The 19,297-nt window shown below is 52.8% G+C and carries 13 protein-coding genes; 6 read left to right on the forward strand and 7 right to left on the reverse strand.

Annotation, left to right across the window (positions count from 1 at the left end; genetic code table 11):
- Positions 1-90 precede the first annotated feature (90 nt).
- Positions 91-513, forward strand: a complete 423-nt coding sequence (locus PKO02S_RS10205) for a MerR family transcriptional regulator (RefSeq protein ID WP_127582093.1) — start codon at positions 91-93, stop codon at positions 511-513.
- Between the two features lie 106 nt (positions 514-619).
- Here PKO02S_RS10205 and PKO02S_RS10210 read toward each other — a convergent pair whose 3' ends face one another.
- The 5 genes from PKO02S_RS10210 to PKO02S_RS10230 all read right to left on the reverse strand — a co-directional run bounded on the left by PKO02S_RS10210 (position 620) and on the right by PKO02S_RS10230 (position 9,972).
- Positions 620-5,323: a discoidin domain-containing protein gene (locus PKO02S_RS10210; RefSeq protein ID WP_127582096.1), complete on the reverse strand. Its 4,704-nt coding sequence runs from the start codon at positions 5,321-5,323 to the stop codon at positions 620-622.
- 292 nt (positions 5,324-5,615) lie between these two features.
- Positions 5,616-6,386: a M55 family metallopeptidase gene (locus tag PKO02S_RS10215; protein WP_127582099.1), complete on the reverse strand. Its 771-nt coding sequence runs from the start codon at positions 6,384-6,386 to the stop codon at positions 5,616-5,618.
- 92 nt (positions 6,387-6,478) lie between these two features.
- The gene (locus PKO02S_RS10220; protein WP_127582102.1) at positions 6,479-8,011 is read right to left on the reverse strand and encodes an extracellular solute-binding protein; all 1,533 of its coding nucleotides are present in this window, start codon (positions 8,009-8,011) and stop codon (positions 6,479-6,481) included.
- Between the two features lie 125 nt (positions 8,012-8,136).
- Positions 8,137-9,009: a carbohydrate ABC transporter permease gene (locus PKO02S_RS10225; protein WP_127582106.1), complete on the reverse strand. Its 873-nt coding sequence runs from the start codon at positions 9,007-9,009 to the stop codon at positions 8,137-8,139.
- A gap of 18 nt (positions 9,010-9,027) precedes the next feature.
- The gene (locus tag PKO02S_RS10230; protein WP_127582109.1) at positions 9,028-9,972 is read right to left on the reverse strand and encodes an ABC transporter permease; all 945 of its coding nucleotides are present in this window, start codon (positions 9,970-9,972) and stop codon (positions 9,028-9,030) included.
- A 225-nt stretch (positions 9,973-10,197) separates the two neighbouring features.
- Here PKO02S_RS10230 and PKO02S_RS10235 point away from each other — a divergent pair, with 225 nt between their 5' ends.
- Together PKO02S_RS10235 and PKO02S_RS10240 are read left to right on the forward strand one after the other, a co-directional pair.
- Positions 10,198-11,244 (forward strand): response regulator transcription factor, encoded by a 1,047-nt coding sequence (locus tag PKO02S_RS10235; RefSeq protein ID WP_127582112.1) that lies wholly within the window; start codon positions 10,198-10,200, stop codon positions 11,242-11,244.
- Positions 11,245-11,246: 2 nt separating this feature from the next.
- The gene (locus PKO02S_RS10240) at positions 11,247-13,058 is read left to right on the forward strand and encodes a sensor histidine kinase (protein WP_127582115.1); all 1,812 of its coding nucleotides are present in this window, start codon (positions 11,247-11,249) and stop codon (positions 13,056-13,058) included.
- Between the two features lie 12 nt (positions 13,059-13,070).
- Here the strand turns inward: PKO02S_RS10240 and PKO02S_RS10245 are convergent, their stop codons facing one another.
- The gene (locus tag PKO02S_RS10245) at positions 13,071-14,195 is read right to left on the reverse strand and encodes an acyltransferase family protein (RefSeq protein ID WP_127582118.1); all 1,125 of its coding nucleotides are present in this window, start codon (positions 14,193-14,195) and stop codon (positions 13,071-13,073) included.
- A 208-nt stretch (positions 14,196-14,403) separates the two neighbouring features.
- Here PKO02S_RS10245 and PKO02S_RS10250 point away from each other — a divergent pair, with 208 nt between their 5' ends.
- Entirely contained in the window at positions 14,404-15,054 is a 651-nt protein-coding gene (locus tag PKO02S_RS10250) for a response regulator transcription factor (protein ID WP_127582121.1), read from the forward strand.
- A gap of 43 nt (positions 15,055-15,097) precedes the next feature.
- Here PKO02S_RS10250 and PKO02S_RS10255 read toward each other — a convergent pair whose 3' ends face one another.
- Entirely contained in the window at positions 15,098-17,050 is a 1,953-nt protein-coding gene (locus PKO02S_RS10255) for a sensor histidine kinase (protein ID WP_127582124.1), read from the reverse strand.
- Between the two features lie 255 nt (positions 17,051-17,305).
- Here PKO02S_RS10255 and PKO02S_RS10260 point away from each other — a divergent pair, with 255 nt between their 5' ends.
- Together PKO02S_RS10260 and PKO02S_RS10265 are read left to right on the forward strand one after the other, a co-directional pair.
- Positions 17,306-17,878 carry an RNA polymerase sigma factor gene (locus PKO02S_RS10260; protein WP_127582127.1) on the forward strand — a complete coding sequence of 191 codons (573 nt, stop codon included), beginning with the start codon at positions 17,306-17,308 and terminating at the stop codon, positions 17,876-17,878.
- The gene (locus tag PKO02S_RS10265; protein ID WP_127582130.1) at positions 17,853-19,232 is read left to right on the forward strand and encodes a DUF4179 domain-containing protein; all 1,380 of its coding nucleotides are present in this window, start codon (positions 17,853-17,855) and stop codon (positions 19,230-19,232) included. The genes PKO02S_RS10260 and PKO02S_RS10265 overlap by 26 nt, the downstream gene beginning before the upstream one ends.
- The last annotated feature ends 65 nt before the right edge of the window (positions 19,233-19,297 follow it).

Raw genomic sequence — 19,297 nt, forward strand, 5'->3', positions numbered from 1 at the left:
CAATAGCCAAACATGCATGAATGGACTTGACTTGGAGTTGACTCCAGGTTGTACAATGGAGACTACAGGACTATGGAGGGAAAGAAGACCATGAACGAAGCAGAAACGTACACGATCAAAGAGGCTGCCGAGCTTACCGGACTTCCCGCGGATACTCTTCGATACTATGAGAAAATCGGTTTGCTGCCTCATGCAGAGCGGAGGCCGAACAGCCATCGCTTGTATCGTGCCGAAGATCTGGAGACGATGCGGATGATCGCTTGCTATAAGAAAACAGGTCTTTCCTTGGAAAGCATGAAGCCCTTCCTTACCCTCCGGCGGGATGATCCTATAACCGACTACCCGGAGCTGGTTGCGCTGGCGGAAGAGCACAAACGCCACATCGAGCAGCAAATTGCTTCGCTGCAGCAAATTGTCGTCTTCCTGGATATGAGGCTGTTGCAAGTCCGGACCGATCCGGAACCTGGGAGCTGCACCTTGCCGGAACCGCCCAAAGGCCGACCGCCTGTCTAAACTTTACATGATTTGCGCCGTAGAACTGAATGCAAGTAAGCACAAGCTGCAAGCCGCCGACAGGATGTCGGCGGCTTGCAGGCTTGCAGCTTATGTTGAGAAGCCGTTAATGATTGGGCGTTCGCACCTCAATCTGCTGGGTTCGGCTCAGACCGTACACATTATCGGTTACCGTCAGTACGGCGGTTCCCGGCTTCTTGGCCAGCGCCTTGCCGTTCGGGAGGAAGGCCAGCACGGTGGTGTTGCTGGTCGTGATTTCCACGCCCGCAGGAGCTGCGGCGACGACGCGGCCATCCGCGAATGTGTATGAAGCCGTCAGCTTACGTTGGTCGCCCGGCTTCCAGACCGCCGGCGCGTCGATGCGAACCGAGATTGGCGTCGGACTAAAGATACCGACCTCCGTGTAGTTGTTCCATAGACTCGCGGAGTTTCCGAAGCCGTTGATCCGGACGTACCGGGCCTGAGCGGCCGAGGCGAAGTGGAACACCTCCGGCTCCGAGCTCAACCCGCTGCTGGACCCGCTCGGATAGGCGAGGCTCCAGTTCATTCCGTCGAGCGACGTCTCGATGTTGAAATACGCGAGGCGCGTATGCCCGTTGAAGAATGCGATCGAGACGGCGCCGACCTCCCGAGCCTGGCCGAGATCATATTGGATCCACTGATGACCCTCCGAGGTCCAGCGTGAATTCAGGTCGCCGTCCAACGTCTTCTCCGGCGTGTAGCCGAGGTTCGCCTGCGGCGACGCGCTCGCGGTGACGCCCGTCACAGGGAGGCGGTTGATCGCAGGCGGATCGCCGAGGATCGGGCCGAGCACGAAGGCGACGGTGTATCGGTTGATCCTCTCCGGTTGCTGTGGATCGGCGACGTAGATCAGCGTCCGGCCCGGCAGCGACTGCGCGGCGGAGAGCGTCGTCGCATGCTCGGAGACGGCGGCAACCGTAGGCACGTCCGTCACCTCGAATGGGATGACGTACTCGTAGTACGTCATCGTCGGGCGGAAGCCTTCGATCGGCACACCGTTCACCGTAACGCTCTGCACGGTCGGCAGCGGCGCAGCCGCCGGTAGTGCGCCGTCCGGAATCGACCACGACTCCATTGGAACGAAGAGCGGTGATTGCTGCGGCAGGGGCTCCTCTTCCGTAAGCGGCACCAACCAGACGGCAATGTTAGCCTGCTCGATCCCCGTCGCGTGAATCGACAGCTTATTCACACCGTAGTTGATCCGCTGGCCCGGCGGGTTGGGCAGACCAGGCAGCGGCGCAGCGGGCATCGCCGAGAAGACCGCGCCTACGGGTGCTTCCAGCATTTTCACATAGAGCTTCTTATCCTTACGGGATAATATCGCTGCGCGGCCGTTCTCGATAACGGAGATCGACGCCTCCGTGTGCATGAACCAGTACAGCTCCGACGACGCGTTCAGTGTGAGTTCGTCCTGGACGATTAGCTGCTTGCGCTCCCCTGTCAGCATAAGGCCGCGTCGATACGAGACCGCGTCGTTCGGGTATCGCTCCGTCAGATCGACGATGCCGAAGGCTCCGCGAGGCTTCGACTCGCTGCGGGTCAGCGGCGCTCTCGCGGCGTGATCCTGCATATGCACCGGGTTGCTGTGCGGATTGATCACGATCGTGTTGTGCCCCTGAAGTCCCTTGCGATAATACGTCCAACGCGTACCCTCGCCGCTAAGCTGCCAGTAACCGGGCAGGCTGTAATTCTCGTTGCCGATATCCAGCGCCCAGCGCTCGCCCAGCGCATCGAAGATGAACGATCCCGCATCCAGATCGTTATGGCTGAGCAGCGCCTCATCCAGCCCCCGCATCGCGGCATAGGTACCGTTCGGGTCGGCCCAAGAGCTTCGCATCGCAATCATCTCGGGACCGTGGAAGGCGCGATCCAGTGCGGTCGGCTGGGTATCGAACATCCCCGGCTCGTAGAACAACAGGTAGAGTGGCGAGGAGATCTGATGCTCGCGATACAATTGACCCGCATACCAGGCGAGCTCCGGCCGCTGGTAGAAGTCAGCCAGCCAGAGCGACTGCGGGGACGGCACGGGCGCATTGTCGTCGTCGCCGAAGTTGAACGTGCCGCCCGGGCCGTGCAGATGCAGTGGGTACTCGCCAATTGCTTCCATGCCCTCGAGCTCACTCAGTCCGTAGTCAGTGCCGAGGGTGCTGTGCAGTCCCGCCAAGTACAGGTACAGCGGCTGCGTGCCGTACCGCCAGTAGTGCGGTCCCTCCGGCCAACCGCCGTCCTCGGATACATATCGGAGTGCCTGCTGCAGCTTGCGATAGGTGCCCTGCAGCACCTCCGCCGCTTCCGCGCCGATCGTGCCGCTCTCCCGGAACATGGCCAGCGCTAGCACGCCGAAGCTTCCGTTATTGACGAAATTAATGTTGTTTCGCTCTCCGTTATGCGTGAATTGCCCTCGATACCACCCGAGCGCATGGGAGAAAATATACTCGCTGACCATAGCCTCTATCGTCTGACGCTCCGTCGGAGTCATCTCCTGGTACAGCCAGTCGTAGGCGAGGCCGACGGCGTTGGCGATCGGAGCCAAGGAAAGCATATTATTGAACTGGCCCGGCCACTGACTGACAGGCATGTCGTTAGCCATATACATCAAATGGGCGATGGCCCGATTCGCGTAGACGGGATCCTCGGTGAGCTGGTACATAAGAGCCGTCTGATACAGAATCGCCGTGCCCGGGCCGGTGCTCGGCTCAGCGACGAACGCGTCAACTACCGACTTCAGGTCGTTCACCCAATCTGACATGTACGGATCCGTGGCGATCAAGCTGCGAATATGGGCGAACCGGTCCGCGTCGGCCAGTACACGCGGATGCACGTTGCCGCCCGAGACAGCGTCGAGATTGGCCGCGAAGTCGGTCGGCGCCGGCACGACGAAGATGTGCACCGTGTCCTCCGTCGGCAGGCCGCCTGCGGTAGACACGGCGACGCGAAAGCGGTCGTAGCCGATGAAGCCGGATGGCGGCGTGTAGGTGAAGCTGCCGTTCGACTGCACGGTCGCCGCTCCGCCGCTCTCCGGCGCGCTCGTCCGTGTCCAGGTGACCGGCTCTGTCGTTGGAGAGAGGACCCGTTCGAGGGTTCCGACGAGCGGGGTCCCCTTGTCCGTAGAGTACCAGAGCAGGTCGAGCACCGGTGCTCGCTCAATAGGCTCGACGACAATCGAGACGATGCCGAACAGAGGCCCCTCCGCCTCTGTCTGAGCCAGGAAGACAAAGTCGTCCGCACCCGTGTAGCCACGAATCGGGATGTAGCGGAACGTACCGTCCGCGTTGACCGATGCATGGCCATGCTTGGGCTCCGTCGCCTTGGCAAAGGTAATCGCCGCATTCCCGGCATCGAAGGCGGAGAACGCGCCCGCGAGCAATCCGTTCTCCTGCACGGTCCCGACGAACGGCTGCACAGTTAGCGACACGGCGGGGGGAATGCCGATCGAGGCGACGACGCTGCGTCGCTGACTGGTCTCGGTCGACTCGGCCGTAATAACGGCATAGCCGGTAGAATGTCCGTACACGCGTCCGCTTGCGTCGACAGTCGCGACCGCCGGGTCGGACGATGTCCAGATGAGGGTCTGATTCGCCGCGTTCTCCGGCGTAAAGGCGGCATCTACCTGCGTATCCGCGCCTTCTCCGATTGCGACGACCTGTGGATCCAGCGAGAAGTCCACCAGCGGCACATGCTGCTTAATCGAGAAGTCGTCGTACCATACGGTGCCGGTCGAATTCTCGAGGAATGCTTCCAGCGTCGTGACCGGCGCGTTCGGCTGCACGATGTTGTCCGGCAGCGTGACGACCCGGCTGAAATAGGTCCAATCGTTCGTCCCGTTCACGTTGTTCACGAGTACCACATTCGTCGTGACCGGCCCGTTGCCCAGGTCACGCTGGTACTGTAAGCGGACGTGGATCGTATTCGACACGTCCTGCGTCTTATACCAGCCGCTGATGAGATACGGCGTGCCAATCTCCAGCGTTTCGATCCTCTGAAAGACGGCCCCGCGGCTCGCGTTCGGCGGCGCTCCGTCGATGCGCACCGATGCCGTACCGCTGCGGACCGTCCCCGTATCCGCGGTGAAGACCGGGGTTCCGCTAGGCTTCCAGACTCTGAAATTCGCCGCCCCAACACCGTTCGCCCAGTCGACCGATGCCGTCAGTCGCTCGAATCCGCCGTTAAGCAGCAGCTCGCCTTCCGGCTCGACGTCCGGCAGCAACTCGTAGAATCGCATATCGTCGAACCACACGGTCCCGTCGACATTCTCGAGGAACGCTTCGAAGCTAATCGACACCGTCCCTTGCGGGATCTCGAACTCCTTCTCCGCCAGGTTCCAGTCCCTCGATCCGGTGACGGTCCGCGAAAACTGGTTGGCACCGATGGTCTGGTTGCTACTATTGCGGAACGCGTAGCGCACATAGGTTTTGCCCGTGCCCGACGCATCGTCCGTTTTCATCCAGAAACTCAATCGGAACATCTTGCCGATGTCTTCCTGGTCCAACCAGACGATCTGCCGGATGGAGGCGCGAGCCGTCGGCAGCGAACTGTTCAACTGGTGGGCATACGTGCCTTCCGCATAGACCGCGTCCGTGACGCTGAATTGCACCGTGCCGGTGTACTGGTGGCGCGTCCAACCCGTCGCGTTGCCATTGCCGTCCGTGAGCTCGAAGCTGCCGTTCGAGAACCGATTCGGCCCCTCGGCGGCATACACGGCACGCGGGCCCAAGTAAGAAACGATAGAGAACAGCAATGCGAATGACAATAGCAAGGCCACATGTTTTTTACCGTAACTAATCCTCATCGTCCGATGATCCTCCCTTAAATGAATACGCACGCTACCAATTTTAATGGAGGAGGTAGGTGCACAAACTATTCCTTACATGAACCGGGTTATCCCTCTTCATTATCGATCCTCCCTCAAGTTTGTTGTAAGCGCCATCATTTGAAGTGAAGCAACCTCTTGAGTTTGCGACCCGGCGCATGGACAAGCATGCTGAACCATGTGGCTCAGCCCGGCAACACCCCCTTTCAGCACTTGAGCCCGACTCTAGTTCACCTTGCCTCCCTCGGCGGAAGCCTTTTCTCGCGTTCATTTAAAAGGGCAAATCGTTTATAGAATCCGAAGTGATGCGAATCGTTCGGTCATCTATCCATTCCGCCTGATTCTCGTTCCACTTTGTCATAGAAGGCCGCTCATTATATCGAATTTCCAATATAAATGGCGCCGCAAAAGCGGTAAACGGTTCTATTTCCTGATGACGACTCACCGCTCTGGCCGATGCTTCACGGACAAGCGAGCAAGCTGCGTCTGCAGATAGATGCTCTGCTTCCTCCAACCCCTTCCCTCGCTTCACTACTGCCAATTCAATGTCGGGAATAAAGCATCTCGCCTCGGCTGCAGCTTTGTCATCACCTGCCAGCAATATCGTTGGCACGCCTTGAAGGCCCGCTACCAAAGCTCTTACGGCAAATTCTCCGACATACACATCGTTTAAGCGGTAATAAACAATATTTCGCGAATTGAAGGTGTGACATAGCGGGGCATGAAACGTACCTGCCATCGCATGCTGACCTACGAATAACATAGCCGCATATCCTGATAAGTTAAAATACGGCTTCTGCTGAGGAGGAATATAGGTTGCCCCCCTTAAATCCTCCTCATCAAGCCCGCCCGAACCATGGCCGTCCCATACAACAACCTCAGCCTCTGAATCAATCGATCGAATTCCCTCTATACAAGCATTTGCTTCTGCAGCCAATTGTTTCATGGAAGAATACTTCCTGGCCCTGTTCTCTGTTCTTGTCTGAGCAAAAGAATCCGTACCTGCTACACCTTCCAAATCGGTTAAAATAAAATACTTCATTTGTTCGCACCCCTAAGGTATAAACGGTCAGACCTCAAATCACTCTGAAGTCTGACCGTCTTGTTCATTTCAATAGGCTTCGTTGCCAATCCTTACTTGCCGGAGGGAATATAAATTTGGCCTGATTTGCTGTTATACAAGGCCGTCGCCTCGTCAATTGCGGCCTGACCTCCGCGTTTGAGCCATTCCTGAATAATCGTGTCATAATAATCGATCGGTGCGGCGCCGACGATGATACGCGCTACTCCGTCCATCCAGATCGGCGGCGGCGTGTCGACTCCTGGATTAATATCCGGGTTGGCGGACAGCGCCTTCAGCGGCAACATGAACTTGATGCTGTCTCTGCCCTCTTTGGACAGGATGTTCTCGAACGCTTTGACCAGTCCTGGACCGCTTGGTTCTCTGAGGATAGCTAGCGGGTTGTTAAAGTCTCTCTCCTTAACCATCCAAAGCCAACCGACCCTGTAACCTTCCTCGTCTTCCTCCTTCTTGTTTGCAGGCGCCTTGTATTGCGCGGGGTCTCCGCCGTAGGTGAAGAAATTCTTACCTTCTTGCGTCACTTGCCAATCAATAAATTCGATCAATCGGCCGACATCGACTTTGGTTCTTGCGTTGAAATAGAAGGCCATAATGGAAGGATCGTATATGAAGTGCCCGCCTTTACCGTCAGGACCTGTCGGCGACGGGATGATCGCCACCTCCGCGCCAGGCACATTCCCCTTCACTTCTTTCTCCCGTCCGATAAAATCGGATCCGTTCATCGACCACATGCCGCCTTTGCCGGCCAGAATCGCATTGGTGGAATCCGTTGCCGTCAACGTAACAAATTCCTTGTGAATCAAGCCTTCTTCATACAGCTTGCGATGGAACGCCACGGCTTCTTTGCCTTTGTTGCCCGCCATAAACTTTGGCACTACTTTGCCGTTGTAATATTCCCACTGATAAGGCAGCGCGTCGAAGGCGCCGAAGAATGTATCCGAATATTTGAAGTTGGCGCGCATCACGAACGGCTGCTCGACGCCCATCGATTTGAAGGCTCGCAACACTTGCACATACTCGTCCAGCGTACGAGGAGTACCGAGCCCTGCTTTTTTCACCAAGTCCATCCGAACATTCATCGCTCTGCGGTTCGGATTATTCAGGTAATCCGGGATTGCATAGATTTTGCCGTTATATGTTACCGCGTCCCAGGCTGCCTTGGGGACGACCTTCAACAGATTGGGTCCGTGCTTCTTCAGCAAGTCATTCAGCGGCAGGAAGACATCGTTCTCGATCGCGCCGGCCAATTCGGGACCGAAGAGATAGGACCCGGCGTTCACAATATCCGGAATGTCACCCGATGCGAACATGACGTTCATGCGTTCAACCCACTGCGCATTCGGGATCAGGCGAATATCGAACTTCGTATTCGTAAGCTCCTCCAGCTTCACCTTGTTCGGTTCCTTGTTGATATCCGGCAGACCTACCACAAACGGATTGTTGAAGTCCCGCATCGAAATCGTAAATTCCAGCGGAGGCAAATCCTCCTTCGCAACCGGCTGCTCCGTTGCAGCGGGAGTCCCGCTGCAAGCCACGAGCGAGACCGCAATCAGGAAAACAAACGCCACAACCAAAATTTTCTTCATTTGCTCATCGTCCCCTTTTTCTCAAAATTTGAATCCGCTTACAGCTTCAACTTAACATGACGATTACTAAATTTATATGTGAAAAAGTAATGTCGACTTGGTGTTTTTTAAGTTCGGAACGAACCTTATCCCTTAATCCCGCCAAGCAGTGCGCCCTTCACAAAGTATTTCTGAACGAACGGATACACGGCAATGATCGGCAGCGAAGCGACCATAATCGCCGCCATCTTGACCCCTTCGGGAGACATGTACATCGATAATTCCGTCGATACGTCGAACGTGCTCTTATCCTCGATCAGCAACTGCCTGAGTTTGATTTGCAGAGGGTACAATTTCCGGTTTTCGATGTACATCAATGCGTTGAGATAGGAATTCCAATGAGATACCGCATAGAAAATGCTAAGTGTAGCGAGCGCCGGCTTGGACAGCGGCAGCACAATGGAAGACAAAATCCGCAGCTCGGAGCAGCCGTCGATCCGGCCGGAGTCGATCAGCTCAGACGGAATGTTCATGAAGAACGACCGCATGATGAAGAAATTGAACGCGCTGATGGCAGACGGGATAATGAGCGCCGCCAGGCTGTTGAGCAACCCGAGCTTCTGTACTAGCAAATAAGCAGGAATGAGCGAAGGACTGAAGATCATCGTGAACATGATCAGGAACAGAATCACCTTTCTCCCCGAATACTCGGGCCGTGATAACGGATAGGCAAGCGAAGCCGTCAGCAACAGATTGACGAATGTACCGAATGTGGCGAGAAACGCTGATATTCCGAATGCCCGCAGAATGGATTGATCCTTCATAATGTGCTGGTAGTTACTCAACGTAAATTCGACCGGCCAAAAAAGAACTTCCCCTCTCTGGATGGCGCCTGATCCGCTGAACGATTGCGATAATACATGAATGACCGGCATCAAGCACAGCGCAGCGGCGACAATCAAGAAGACGGTGTTGAATGCGATGAACACTTTTCTCCCGGGACTAGCTCTCCAATACATGATGTGCCCTCCTTACGTTTAGTATAGACTGTTTCCGGTCGCCCGCTTGCTGAGCCAGTTTGTGATCACGAGCAACGCCAGGCCCGATACGGATTTGAACAATCCAACCGCAGTCGTATAGCTGAATTGTCCCCTCCGCAGACCGGCTTCATAAATGTAAGTATCGAAGATTTGCCCTGTCTGATTATTCAACGGGTTCAAAAATACATACACGCGCTCGAATCCGAAATCGAGGAAATTCCCGATATTCAGCAGAAACAATACCGTAACCGTAGGCAATATAGCCGGAAACGTAATGTAAATCGTTTGGTGCCACCGGTTTGCCCCGTCAATCTCGGCTGCCTCGTACAAATTCGGATTGATCGCGGCGAGCGCAGCCAAATAAACAATGATTCCCCATCCCGAGTCACGCCATATGCCGGAAACGACGATAATCGAGCGAGTGAATTGCTCCTTCGCCATGAAATAGATGGGTTCCATGCCGATCCACGCCAGCACTTGATTGATGATGCCTGTGCTAGGGGACAAAATGCCAATGAAGATACCGCTTATTATGACCCACGACAAAAAATGCGGCATGAATATAGTCGTCTGAATCACTCTCTTAAACGCCGTCCTCCTAACCTCGTTCAGCAGGAGAGCAAGGACAATCGGGGCCGTAAAACCAAACAGCAGATCGTACAAATTGATCAGCAGCGTATTTGCCAAAATTTGATGGAAGTCCGCATAGTCAAACATTCGCTTGAAATGGTCCCATCCTACCCACGGGCTTTTGAACACGCCTCGGAAGATGTTGTAATTTTGAAAGGCAATGACATTTCCTGCGAGCGGAACGTATTTGAATATAGCGAAATAAATCAAACCTGGCAAAGAAATGAAATAGAGCGCCCGATATTTCCACAAGTTGCTAAGGGTGCTGCGTTTTCTTTGTGATGCCTTTATGGCTTGCGCTTCCACATGCATTTTCGACTCCTCCATCAGGTCGGTTCTTTTGTTGATTGCTCCATCATCGTAATATGTTGCATGCAAATACAGCAATGTCAGAAATATTGCAGCTGATGTGTTTTTTTAAGATACAGGTAGGGTGATTTTAGGTGTCCAATTTACGAGGGTTCACGTTCTGTGCTAAGATGGCGATAGATTGAACCGGCGGAATTTAGCGGGGCATCGTTGCAGGAAGGATGATGAATGGTGCTGATTCTGATCGTGGAAGATGAACCGATGATTCGCAAAGGGCTGCACGCGTTGCTGGAGCGAATCGACGATATAGACGGCTTGAACGAACGGACGATATTCGAAGCAAGCGGCTTTGAAGAGGCCGACAGCTTACTGCGACAGCATTCGTTTCATGTAGTGTTTACCGATATTGAAATGGATGGTCCTTCGGGACTCGCGCTGATCGAGAAATGGCATCCGACAGCGACGGCGACGCAGTGGGTCATTATTTCCGGCTACGATGATTTCCCTTACGCCCAAAAGGCGATTTCCTTCGGCGTCAAAGACTATTTATTGAAACCGATTACAAAAAAAACACTCAGAGACACCCTCTATCGACTGGTTCAAAATTTAGATAAAAGCAAGGGACAATTTGTTGGACCGGAGGAAATGGAAGCGATCATCACGCAGTTGGAGGAGCATATCTGGTCACTCGACGAACCTGGCATGCAGGCCGCATTGGAATCGTGGGTTGCCCAAATGAGCAAGCGGAGTCTGAATTTGACGTATTATCTTCAATTGCTGACCCATATCCTCAATAGACTGATTACGCGCCTGAATTCGCGCGGCGGGAACACGCTGGACCCTGGCATGGCGCTAATTAACGCGCCGCACGCGGCGGAAGCCAATCAGAAATTGATGAAGATGGGCAGGCTGTTTATCGAGGAAATCAGGCTGAAACGGAAAAGCAAAGAGCTTGATCCTATAGAAGTTGCCAAGGCCTATATTACGAACCATTTGAACACAGAAATGTCGCTCGAAATGGTCGCCTCCAAGCTCGGGCTGGCCCCGACCTACTTCAGCCAATTGTTCAAGCAGGAAACCGGAGAATCGTTCGTCAAATTCCGGACCCGGCTGCGAATGGAGCTGGCCAAGGAGCTACTGCTGCAAAGAGATGTTCGTATTGTCGACATTCCGTATAAAATAGGGTGTGTCGATCACCCGCATTTTAGCAAAACCTTCAAAAAGTACACCGGAATCAGCCCTTCGGATTATCGATCCCAAATGGGAATTGATTAACCATGAAGAGATCGTTGAAAAAAATGAGCCTGTTCCAACGACTTATTCTTTATTTCACGATTATTATTTTCTTCTCGCTTTCTTTGGTCAGCTATATTATTTATCGTCACTCGACAACCCAGATGTTCAATCAGGCGGAAGACTATCTGAATCATATCGTTCGGAACACGCTGGCCCAAACCGACCGCTTCATTGACGAATACGAATTGACTTCGCTTGCGCTGCTGGCCAATAATCACGTCAAAGCGATGTTGGATTTGAATAGAACGGAGATGGTCGATTTAGGCTCATACAACGAGATCACACATATCATTAACCAGATGTCGTTGCAGCACCATGAGATTGAGCTGATCATGCTCATCGGGGAAAACGGGAAAATTGCGATGTCGAATCGACCTTATCTCGAAACCCTGGTCATCCCGAATATTTATCGGGACGTGCTGAATTCGACTCCCAACACGGGCCGTGCCGTCATTGACATCAACCCCAGCCTAACACTCCGCGATCAATACGTAATCAGCATCAGCCGCCAACTGCGCGGCAGATTCGGCTTTGAGCCCAAAGGCATTCTACGGATCGACGTCCGCGCTTCGGCGCTCGAAGAGCTGTGGGATGTAGCCAACTTCAGCCAGCATACGTTTTTCATCATGAACGACCAGGGCCGCATTATCTACCATCCCGACAAGCAGATGATCGGTACCGAGTTGAACAACTCGACCATCTGGACGCATTTGCAAAATCAATCAGACGGCACTTTCGTAGAGGCGTTCAACAAGGAGCAGACCCTGTTTCATTTTAATACGTCCAATTTCACCGGATGGAAGATTTTAGCCACAACGCCTTACTCCCTTATTCTCGAACCCGCTTCCGTCATTAAAAAAACGACGCTTGGCATCGGCATGTCCGCGCTGCTGATTTCGATGATGCTGGCGCTCCTGTTCACACGCAGCATCTCCCGGCCGCTTGCGAAAATACAAAGGGGCATGAGGCGGGTTGATCTTGAACAATGGAGCAAAATCTCCCTTTCCTCGTCCATTGAGGAAATCGATAGCTTCGTCAAAAATTACAACGCTATGGTCGATCGCTTGTCTACTTTGCTGGAGCAGCTTTACAAATCCGAGTTGAAAACCAAGCAAACCGAATTGGAAAGACAGCAACTCGAATTACAAGCACTGCAGTATCAAATTAATCCTCACTTCCTGCACAACACGCTCGGTACAATCAATTCCTACGCGATACTGAAGGAAGCTGACGATATTTCAGAGATGACCGAGGCGCTTTCTAATATGTTCCGATATTCAATCCGAAATATGGAAATTGTTGCGCTCTCGGACGAGTTGAATCATATTGAAAACTATTTATTTATTCATGAGCACCGGTTTCAGAAGAAACCCCCGATCGAATATCACATTCCCGCGCTGCTCATGGACCGGGAAATGGTCAAGCTTTCCTTGCAGCCGTTGGTGGAAAACGCGTTGCAGCATGGCATACGGAATCGGCCCCATGCAAAAATTATCATTTCCGCCCATCTGGACACCCACTATTTGTGCATTACCGTCGAGGATAACGGAGCTGGAATTCCAGCTCCGAAATTAGCGGAGATTCAAGCCTCGCTCAAAGAAACGGAATCCGGATTCAGCAAAACGTTGGGCATCGGCATTCAAAACGTCCATCGCAGAATCCAGATTATCTTTGGTCCTGAATACGGCGTAGTCGTGGAGAGCGAGGAAGATCGCGGGACAAAAATGACGATGCAGCTGCCCTCCGACATTAGCCGGACAATACGCGACCTTCCGCGCACTGATCTGCTGTGATTTCCATGCCGGTCAAACGACTTTCTTGACCAAGGAAATCCTACGAAGCAGCGATGCCGCCGAATAAGTCAGCACAACGGCAATACTGCCGACGAGCACGAATTTCAACATTGGCGGCCAGATTAGATGCCGGAACGCAAAGGCGGTATAAGTTACAACCAGCGCATGAAGGATGTAAACGAGAAAGGCATGGGCGGATAACCATCCGGTGAACCTGGTCATAGTACCGTTCCGACGATTGCGGAACCAGATAAGCAACAGGAGGGAGATCCCCAATCCCATCAGCGGATCCAGTACGGCGTAAAAGGCCGCTTGCCAGCTCATTCCTCCCATGAACACGGAAGTATCGCCTTCCAATGCACCTCCCAGAGCCATCCCGGCCGGAAGCATGAGGATCATCAATAAGACCGGCCATCTCCATTTGCGAACCGTTCGTTCATCCAGTTGCTGGAGCCAATTGCCTCGATATGCTGCAATCCCGGCCATAAATAAGCCGATATAGGCCGGGAAATAGCCCAACTGCAGGTTCAGCCATTCGGTTCCGACCGGGTATACCAAGCGTACAAGAAAATTCGCCGCAACAACGAACGCTACATAGCCTGTCATCAAGCGCGGGGTCAGCATAAGAGGTTTGCGGCGGGGCCGGCCTTGGAATAGCTTGCGGTATAGGGCATACCCCACATAGAAAATCAGCAGCGCCTCCAGGTACCACAACGGCCCGACGGCAAACGCTTGGATTCCCTGAAGGGGAGAAGGCAGTACCTGTTCTTTAAAAAAGGAGACGAACGATCCGTCGTACCCCGTGGATACATACCCTAGAAGGGGAACCAGGATCAGCATGTAAAACAAGATCGGTATACCGAACCTCAAGAGGCGTGACTTCAGGAAGCTCAAGCTCCCTTGTCGGTCGAAGGAAGCCGGGGTGACATAACCGGAAACGAAAAAAAACAACCCCATAAAAAATGATTGATTCACCGCCGTAAATGTCGACAAAATCGCTTGAGCCACGATGCTGTCCTGCGGTTCATAGTAATACCAGCTGCCCGCCCCGCCATAGATGATCGAGGTATGGTGCAGCACAACCAACACCGTCAAGAACACTTTTAACCGATCCAGATAAAATAAACGATTCTCCATAGTTCCACCCTACCTCTTCTTCGATTTCACATCTTTACGATAGCATGGCATCCGGGATCTCACACCGAAATCACGGCCGCAAACCGCGCAAATCGCACTTCGGAATAGGGAGGTTGTTTTTGCGGTCTGAACCGTTACGTTTGTGGTTTCCACAAGTCATCGATATAGTAAAATAGGAATATTCGAGTGTGAGCGCAGGAGGTTTGGGATGAAGCATCTATTATTGGTGGATGATCACAAAACATTTTTAGCCGGAACCGCCCTAATCCTGGAAAGACACGGGTATCGCGTCACTACCGCCTCCAGAGGGACGGAGGCGTTGGAACGGATGGAGCAGTGTCCATTCGATCTGTTCGTGTTTGACTTGAAGCTGCCGGGGATGAGCGGCTTTGAACTATCGGAAGCGGCTCTTCGTCGTGATCCGGAGGCGACCATCGTCATTTTAACCGGAGAAGATATTGCGGAGCATTATGATAAGCTGATTGATCTCGGAGTAACCGGTATTATGGAAAAATCGCTCGGAGAGCAGGAATTTATCCATTGTATTCACTTGGCGATGCACCAGCTAACGGTCCTTCCCGTGCACCTCGCAAGGAAGCTGAGAACGAAAGACAGCTTCCATGGAATCCAGCCTGTGGAATCCGGTGCAGGGAACAAGTCGTTGTCGGAAAAAGAAGTGGAGGTCCTGAAGCTGATCGCCCAAGGAAATAAAAATAAAGACATTGCGGACCGGCTATTCATGAGCCAGCGCAATGTCGAATATACGATTTCGCGGTTGTTTGAGAAGCTGGGTGCCGCCTCGCGGCAGGAAGCCGTGATGAAGGGGATCGAGCAGAAATGGCTGAGCCTGGAAGTGTAAGCTCGGTTAGAGAGCGGCGGCTACAAGCGGCAACCGGCAGCTGCTAGAGCGGAATAGAGCAGCGGACGGCAACCCCTTGGCCAGGCTCCGAATCTATCGAGACTTGCCCGCCCAGCATGCGAATGCGCTCCTGAAGGCCTTTGATCCCCAGTCGGCTCGTGGAAGATAAGATCGCCCCGGTATCCATGCCTTTCCCGTTATCCTCGTATCGAATATGCACAGCCTGATCCAACTGCTCAATCTCCAACGTGACCCGGCCTGCTTCCGAATGCTTGACCGCATTGTTGATCAGCTCCTGCACAACCCGGTAGAGAGCCGTCATCTGATCATCATTAAGCGAGACCTTGATCGGAAGCGCCTGAAATTCCAGCTGAAAATCCGCCCGCAGTCGCGTTTTCTCCACGAGGCCGGATATGGCGTGCAGGATGCCACGATCCTGCAGGAAGGAAGGCATCAGCTCCCGGCACGTTTCCCGAATCATATATTCCGCGTTATCCAGCCCTATTCGTAGCTGCTCGTATTGTTCCTGTCGCAGCGAGGGCTCGGCAGGGGTGCGATCCAGGATGCGGCGGATATGCAACAGCTCCTGCAACACTTCGTCGTGAAGATCGGAGGCCAGCCGCTTCCTTTCCTTCTCAGCGATTTGCATAAACAGCTTGGACAGCCAAGGCGCACGCTCCGCCGGTCTTTGCTCCAGTTCCTTGAACCGGCTTTCGATCAATTGGAAATATTCATAGAAGAGCGAAACATATTTGCACATGAGCCGCAGGGCGAAGGTTTCCCTTTCTCCTATAGTGAGCAAACCGCCATCCTTGAAATACACCGCCAAGAAGAGCATGCTATCGCCTGCGCGTCCCGCTGCCCCCAATACCATTCCAGGAGTAACCAACACCTCTCCGGAAGCTAAGCGACTCCCCTCGGCGCGCAGCGACTCTTCCATATTCCGTCCCGGAGAGAACGGGCCATCGATCCCTTCAAAGCCGACCGTATTCGCCGCTTCATCGTATTTGACCATGGCAAAGGCGTACCGCTGAAAATAGCGTTGTCCTTCCCGAAGCACGCCTTGCTCCAAATCCGCTGTCCGGTACGTCCGAAGCAGAACGGAGAACAGCTGGTCCAGCCGCTGGCGGGTTTCCACTTCCAGCTCCAGCGCGGCATTTTTCAGCTTCAGCTCTTCGGAAACGGCCTGATTGTCCTTCATCGTCTGCACGAATCGGCGGAAAAAGACGATCCCGAATACCACCAGCAGCGATAGCAGAGCCCAAGCGAACGTATCCTCCAGACATTGCTCCCAGAACACCGGAAGGTAACCGAGGCTGCGCCCCTCGATCAATTCCAGCAAATCCTTTACGGGATCCGGCAGAAGGACGATCGAGAACAGGAGGAAGCCCAACCCGATAAACCGCAGTTCCTCTAGCTGCCCTTGGAGTCGAAGCAAGGTGATAAACTGCCAGATGCAGAGCGCCATATTGAAGAACACATGCGCCAGAAAAAGAAAGTTCAGCCCGACAAACAAGGAATCCCCGCCTGACAACAGCAGCGCCGCGAGAATGGCCGTCCACAGCATCCCGCCTGCCCAACGAAAAGCCCTAGTGATCGGTTGACTCCCGGTTTTCAGCATATAAGCGGCCAAGGAGAAAAACAGGAACGTAATGCTACATTTGACGAGCAGCGATCCGTGGGGAACGTCCGGCCAGGGTCCGAACAAAAGCACTTTGTCATCCCAATCCCAGAACAGCTGCAACGAGGTCAGCAGCGAGATCATCCCTAAATACAAGTAACCGCGCTCCCTTGGGAGAACGGCGAACATCGCCCAGAAGACGAGCGCCAGGATCCCAAACAACAGAATAAAAGCGGCGTCATCCAAACGATAGCGAAGCTGGTCGAGCACATCCCGCCCGTCCTTCCACCCTTGCATCAGCGATAGGTTGATCCATCCGTTCAATAGAAAGAGAGCAAGTGCCGCCCCGAGCCATTTCCCGCTAGACTTCAACATCGTCTGCCTTGCTCCTTTCCTGGTGCTGCCATCTAACAACTATACTCCAATGTTTCACGTATCTGAAATTCACGGAGTAGTTTATCCTTGGTATATGGAAGAGTGATTCTTCCGATTTGTATCTCTGAAAGCCGGATCAAATCCAATATCTTACATATATCATAGATTTGACTCCGTACCAAGACCCTTGTCCCAAATACACCTGCTTGATTGTTATACATACGAAAACATAGTCCATTCGCAGGGAGGGAAACCATGGAGTTGGCTGACGCGGATCAGATGGTACGGGCAGTGAAGAACGGGGACAAGGATCGTTACGGAACGATAGTGGCGAATTATCAGCAGCCCATATTTAAATATTGCTTCCATATGCTTGGACAGCTGCAAGAGGCCGAAGATGTAACACAAGATGTATTCGTGAAAGGACTCGAACGGCTGGAGCAGTATCGCGAAGGCACCTCTTTTAGTGCATGGTTGTACAAAATCGCTTACCATGAATGTCTAAACAAGCTCAAGAGAGCCCAAATTCATGACCGAATATTACACCTGTTTTCGCGCTCGATACCGGTTTTCCAAACGGATCGGCCAACCGAGGGTCTGGAATACAATGTGGAGCTGCGAGAAGCGTTGCTGCGGCTTGCCCCCAAGGAACGCCATATTATTTTGCTGCGAATTGTTGAAGAACATCGGTTCGAAGAACTAGCAGAGCAACTCGACATAAGCTATTCGGCGGTGCGCAAGAGATATGAACGGGCAATGAAGAAGTTAAAAAGTTACTTAGCGGATAAGGGGGCAGGCGAGGATGAGCGAAGCTTTTCATACTTTTGAACAGGAGTTAAAGCATAAATTTCAAGAAACCAAACTGCCGCTCCTCCAATTGCAAACCCGAGTGTTGGAAGTGCACGTCGAGAGAAAGACGCAGAAAACAAACAAGTCAACCCTCCGAAGAACGCTGTTTGCGGCAGGCTACTCCATCTTCGCTTTAGTCTTGCTTTTCGTCACCTTATCGTCATTCCCCGCTTCAGCTGAGCAATTACGGAAAATTCCAATCGTGGGCAAAATATTTAAAGGAAATGTCTTTTCATTTGCCGGCGATAGCGGAATTATTAACAGTCAGAACTACGGGTTGACTTCGTTAATCAACGAAGAAGCAAGTGACAATGGCGTTACCATCAAGCTGCAAGACGTCATTTACGATGGGGCCCGACTATCGATTGGTTATGAAATCCATTCCGAGCAGGTCGACAATTTATTGTTTTTAGGGAAGGCTTCCGTCAAAATAAACGGCGTTCCGCAATCTGGAGCTGCCCTTGGAACAAAACCGCATCGAATAAACGCCAACCAATCCGTTGGCATCCTGACACTCGACATCGATCAGTTGGGAGTGGAAGCTAAACATAGCTTTGAACTAGAATTAAAAATCGGCGAAGTGACAGGGCCTAAGGACGACCATTCCGCTCAGCAAAATCGGGTTGCAGGCGAATGGAGCTTCCATTCCTCAATTACCAACAAGGCTATAGGGAATAGTCAATATAAAACACTTGCAGATGGACATAGGGCCAAGTCAAAGGATGGACAGTTCCGATTAACAAGCTATTTACTAACGCCTGTAACCACTATGCTGAACTTCGAATTTCTTGGAGACAAGGACTGGCTCCTCTTTCAGCTCGAGGATGAGCGAGGCATGCAGATTCAATATCTGGATTTGCGCTTTTCAACCGACAAAGATGGCATATCGAGAGGAACCGTTCGTTTCGCTCCGCTTCCTAGCGGCACGAAAGAGCTTTATGTGACGCCTTATCATTTGCTTGCGCATCAGAATGAAATTAAAACCGTAACGTCCAAGTTAACAAATGAATTTCCTATTGTTTTGTCTCAAGGGAAGGTTGGAGAAGTAATTGTAAAAAATGTAGTGTTTATGAATGACAAAACGCTGATTTATTACGAAGTCAAAGGAAAGGTCCCCTATACGCAAACCGCCTCATTGTGGTTGGAAACGGCTGACGGTCAGCTGATTATTTCGGATAACGGACAGCGAACGCGACTAAGCGATACTTCTTATGATTATTTACTGGAATACCCGCCATTGGATCCTCTGCAGCCTTATGTGCTCGGTACCATGACTCAAACCGATATTAAACTACTGAGCGAGTTAACGGTAAAGCTCGAATTGGAAAAATAAACGCAGGTTTGGTTTGAGGGGAGGGCTCCAACGGCTCGCGGCAGTAAGGGGCGAGTAACGGCTGG

The sequence above is a fragment of the Paenibacillus koleovorans NBRC 103111 genome, assembly GCF_004000845.1.
Classification (GTDB): domain Bacteria; phylum Bacillota; class Bacilli; order Paenibacillales; family NBRC-103111; genus Paenibacillus_AA; species Paenibacillus_AA koleovorans.

What these genes read in the sequence shown, in the direction of transcription:
- PKO02S_RS10205 (WP_127582093.1), top strand. Translation starts at nt 91, where the DNA reads ATGAACGAAGCAGAAACGTACACGATCAAAGAGGCTGCCGAGCTTACC.
- PKO02S_RS10210 (WP_127582096.1), bottom strand. Translation starts at nt 5,323, where the DNA reads ATGAGGATTAGTTACGGTAAAAAACATGTGGCCTTGCTATTGTCATTC.
- PKO02S_RS10215 (WP_127582099.1), bottom strand. Translation starts at nt 6,386, where the DNA reads ATGAAGTATTTTATTTTAACCGATTTGGAAGGTGTAGCAGGTACGGAT.
- PKO02S_RS10220 (WP_127582102.1), bottom strand. Translation starts at nt 8,011, where the DNA reads ATGAAGAAAATTTTGGTTGTGGCGTTTGTTTTCCTGATTGCGGTCTCG.
- PKO02S_RS10225 (WP_127582106.1), bottom strand. Translation starts at nt 9,009, where the DNA reads ATGTATTGGAGAGCTAGTCCCGGGAGAAAAGTGTTCATCGCATTCAAC.
- PKO02S_RS10230 (WP_127582109.1), bottom strand. Translation starts at nt 9,972, where the DNA reads ATGCATGTGGAAGCGCAAGCCATAAAGGCATCACAAAGAAAACGCAGC.
- PKO02S_RS10235 (WP_127582112.1), top strand. Translation starts at nt 10,198, where the DNA reads ATGGTGCTGATTCTGATCGTGGAAGATGAACCGATGATTCGCAAAGGG.
- PKO02S_RS10240 (WP_127582115.1), top strand. Translation starts at nt 11,247, where the DNA reads ATGAAGAGATCGTTGAAAAAAATGAGCCTGTTCCAACGACTTATTCTT.
- PKO02S_RS10245 (WP_127582118.1), bottom strand. Translation starts at nt 14,195, where the DNA reads ATGGAGAATCGTTTATTTTATCTGGATCGGTTAAAAGTGTTCTTGACG.
- PKO02S_RS10250 (WP_127582121.1), top strand. Translation starts at nt 14,404, where the DNA reads ATGAAGCATCTATTATTGGTGGATGATCACAAAACATTTTTAGCCGGA.
- PKO02S_RS10255 (WP_127582124.1), bottom strand. Translation starts at nt 17,050, where the DNA reads ATGTTGAAGTCTAGCGGGAAATGGCTCGGGGCGGCACTTGCTCTCTTT.
- PKO02S_RS10260 (WP_127582127.1), top strand. Translation starts at nt 17,306, where the DNA reads ATGGAGTTGGCTGACGCGGATCAGATGGTACGGGCAGTGAAGAACGGG.
- PKO02S_RS10265 (WP_127582130.1), top strand. Translation starts at nt 17,853, where the DNA reads ATGAGCGAAGCTTTTCATACTTTTGAACAGGAGTTAAAGCATAAATTT.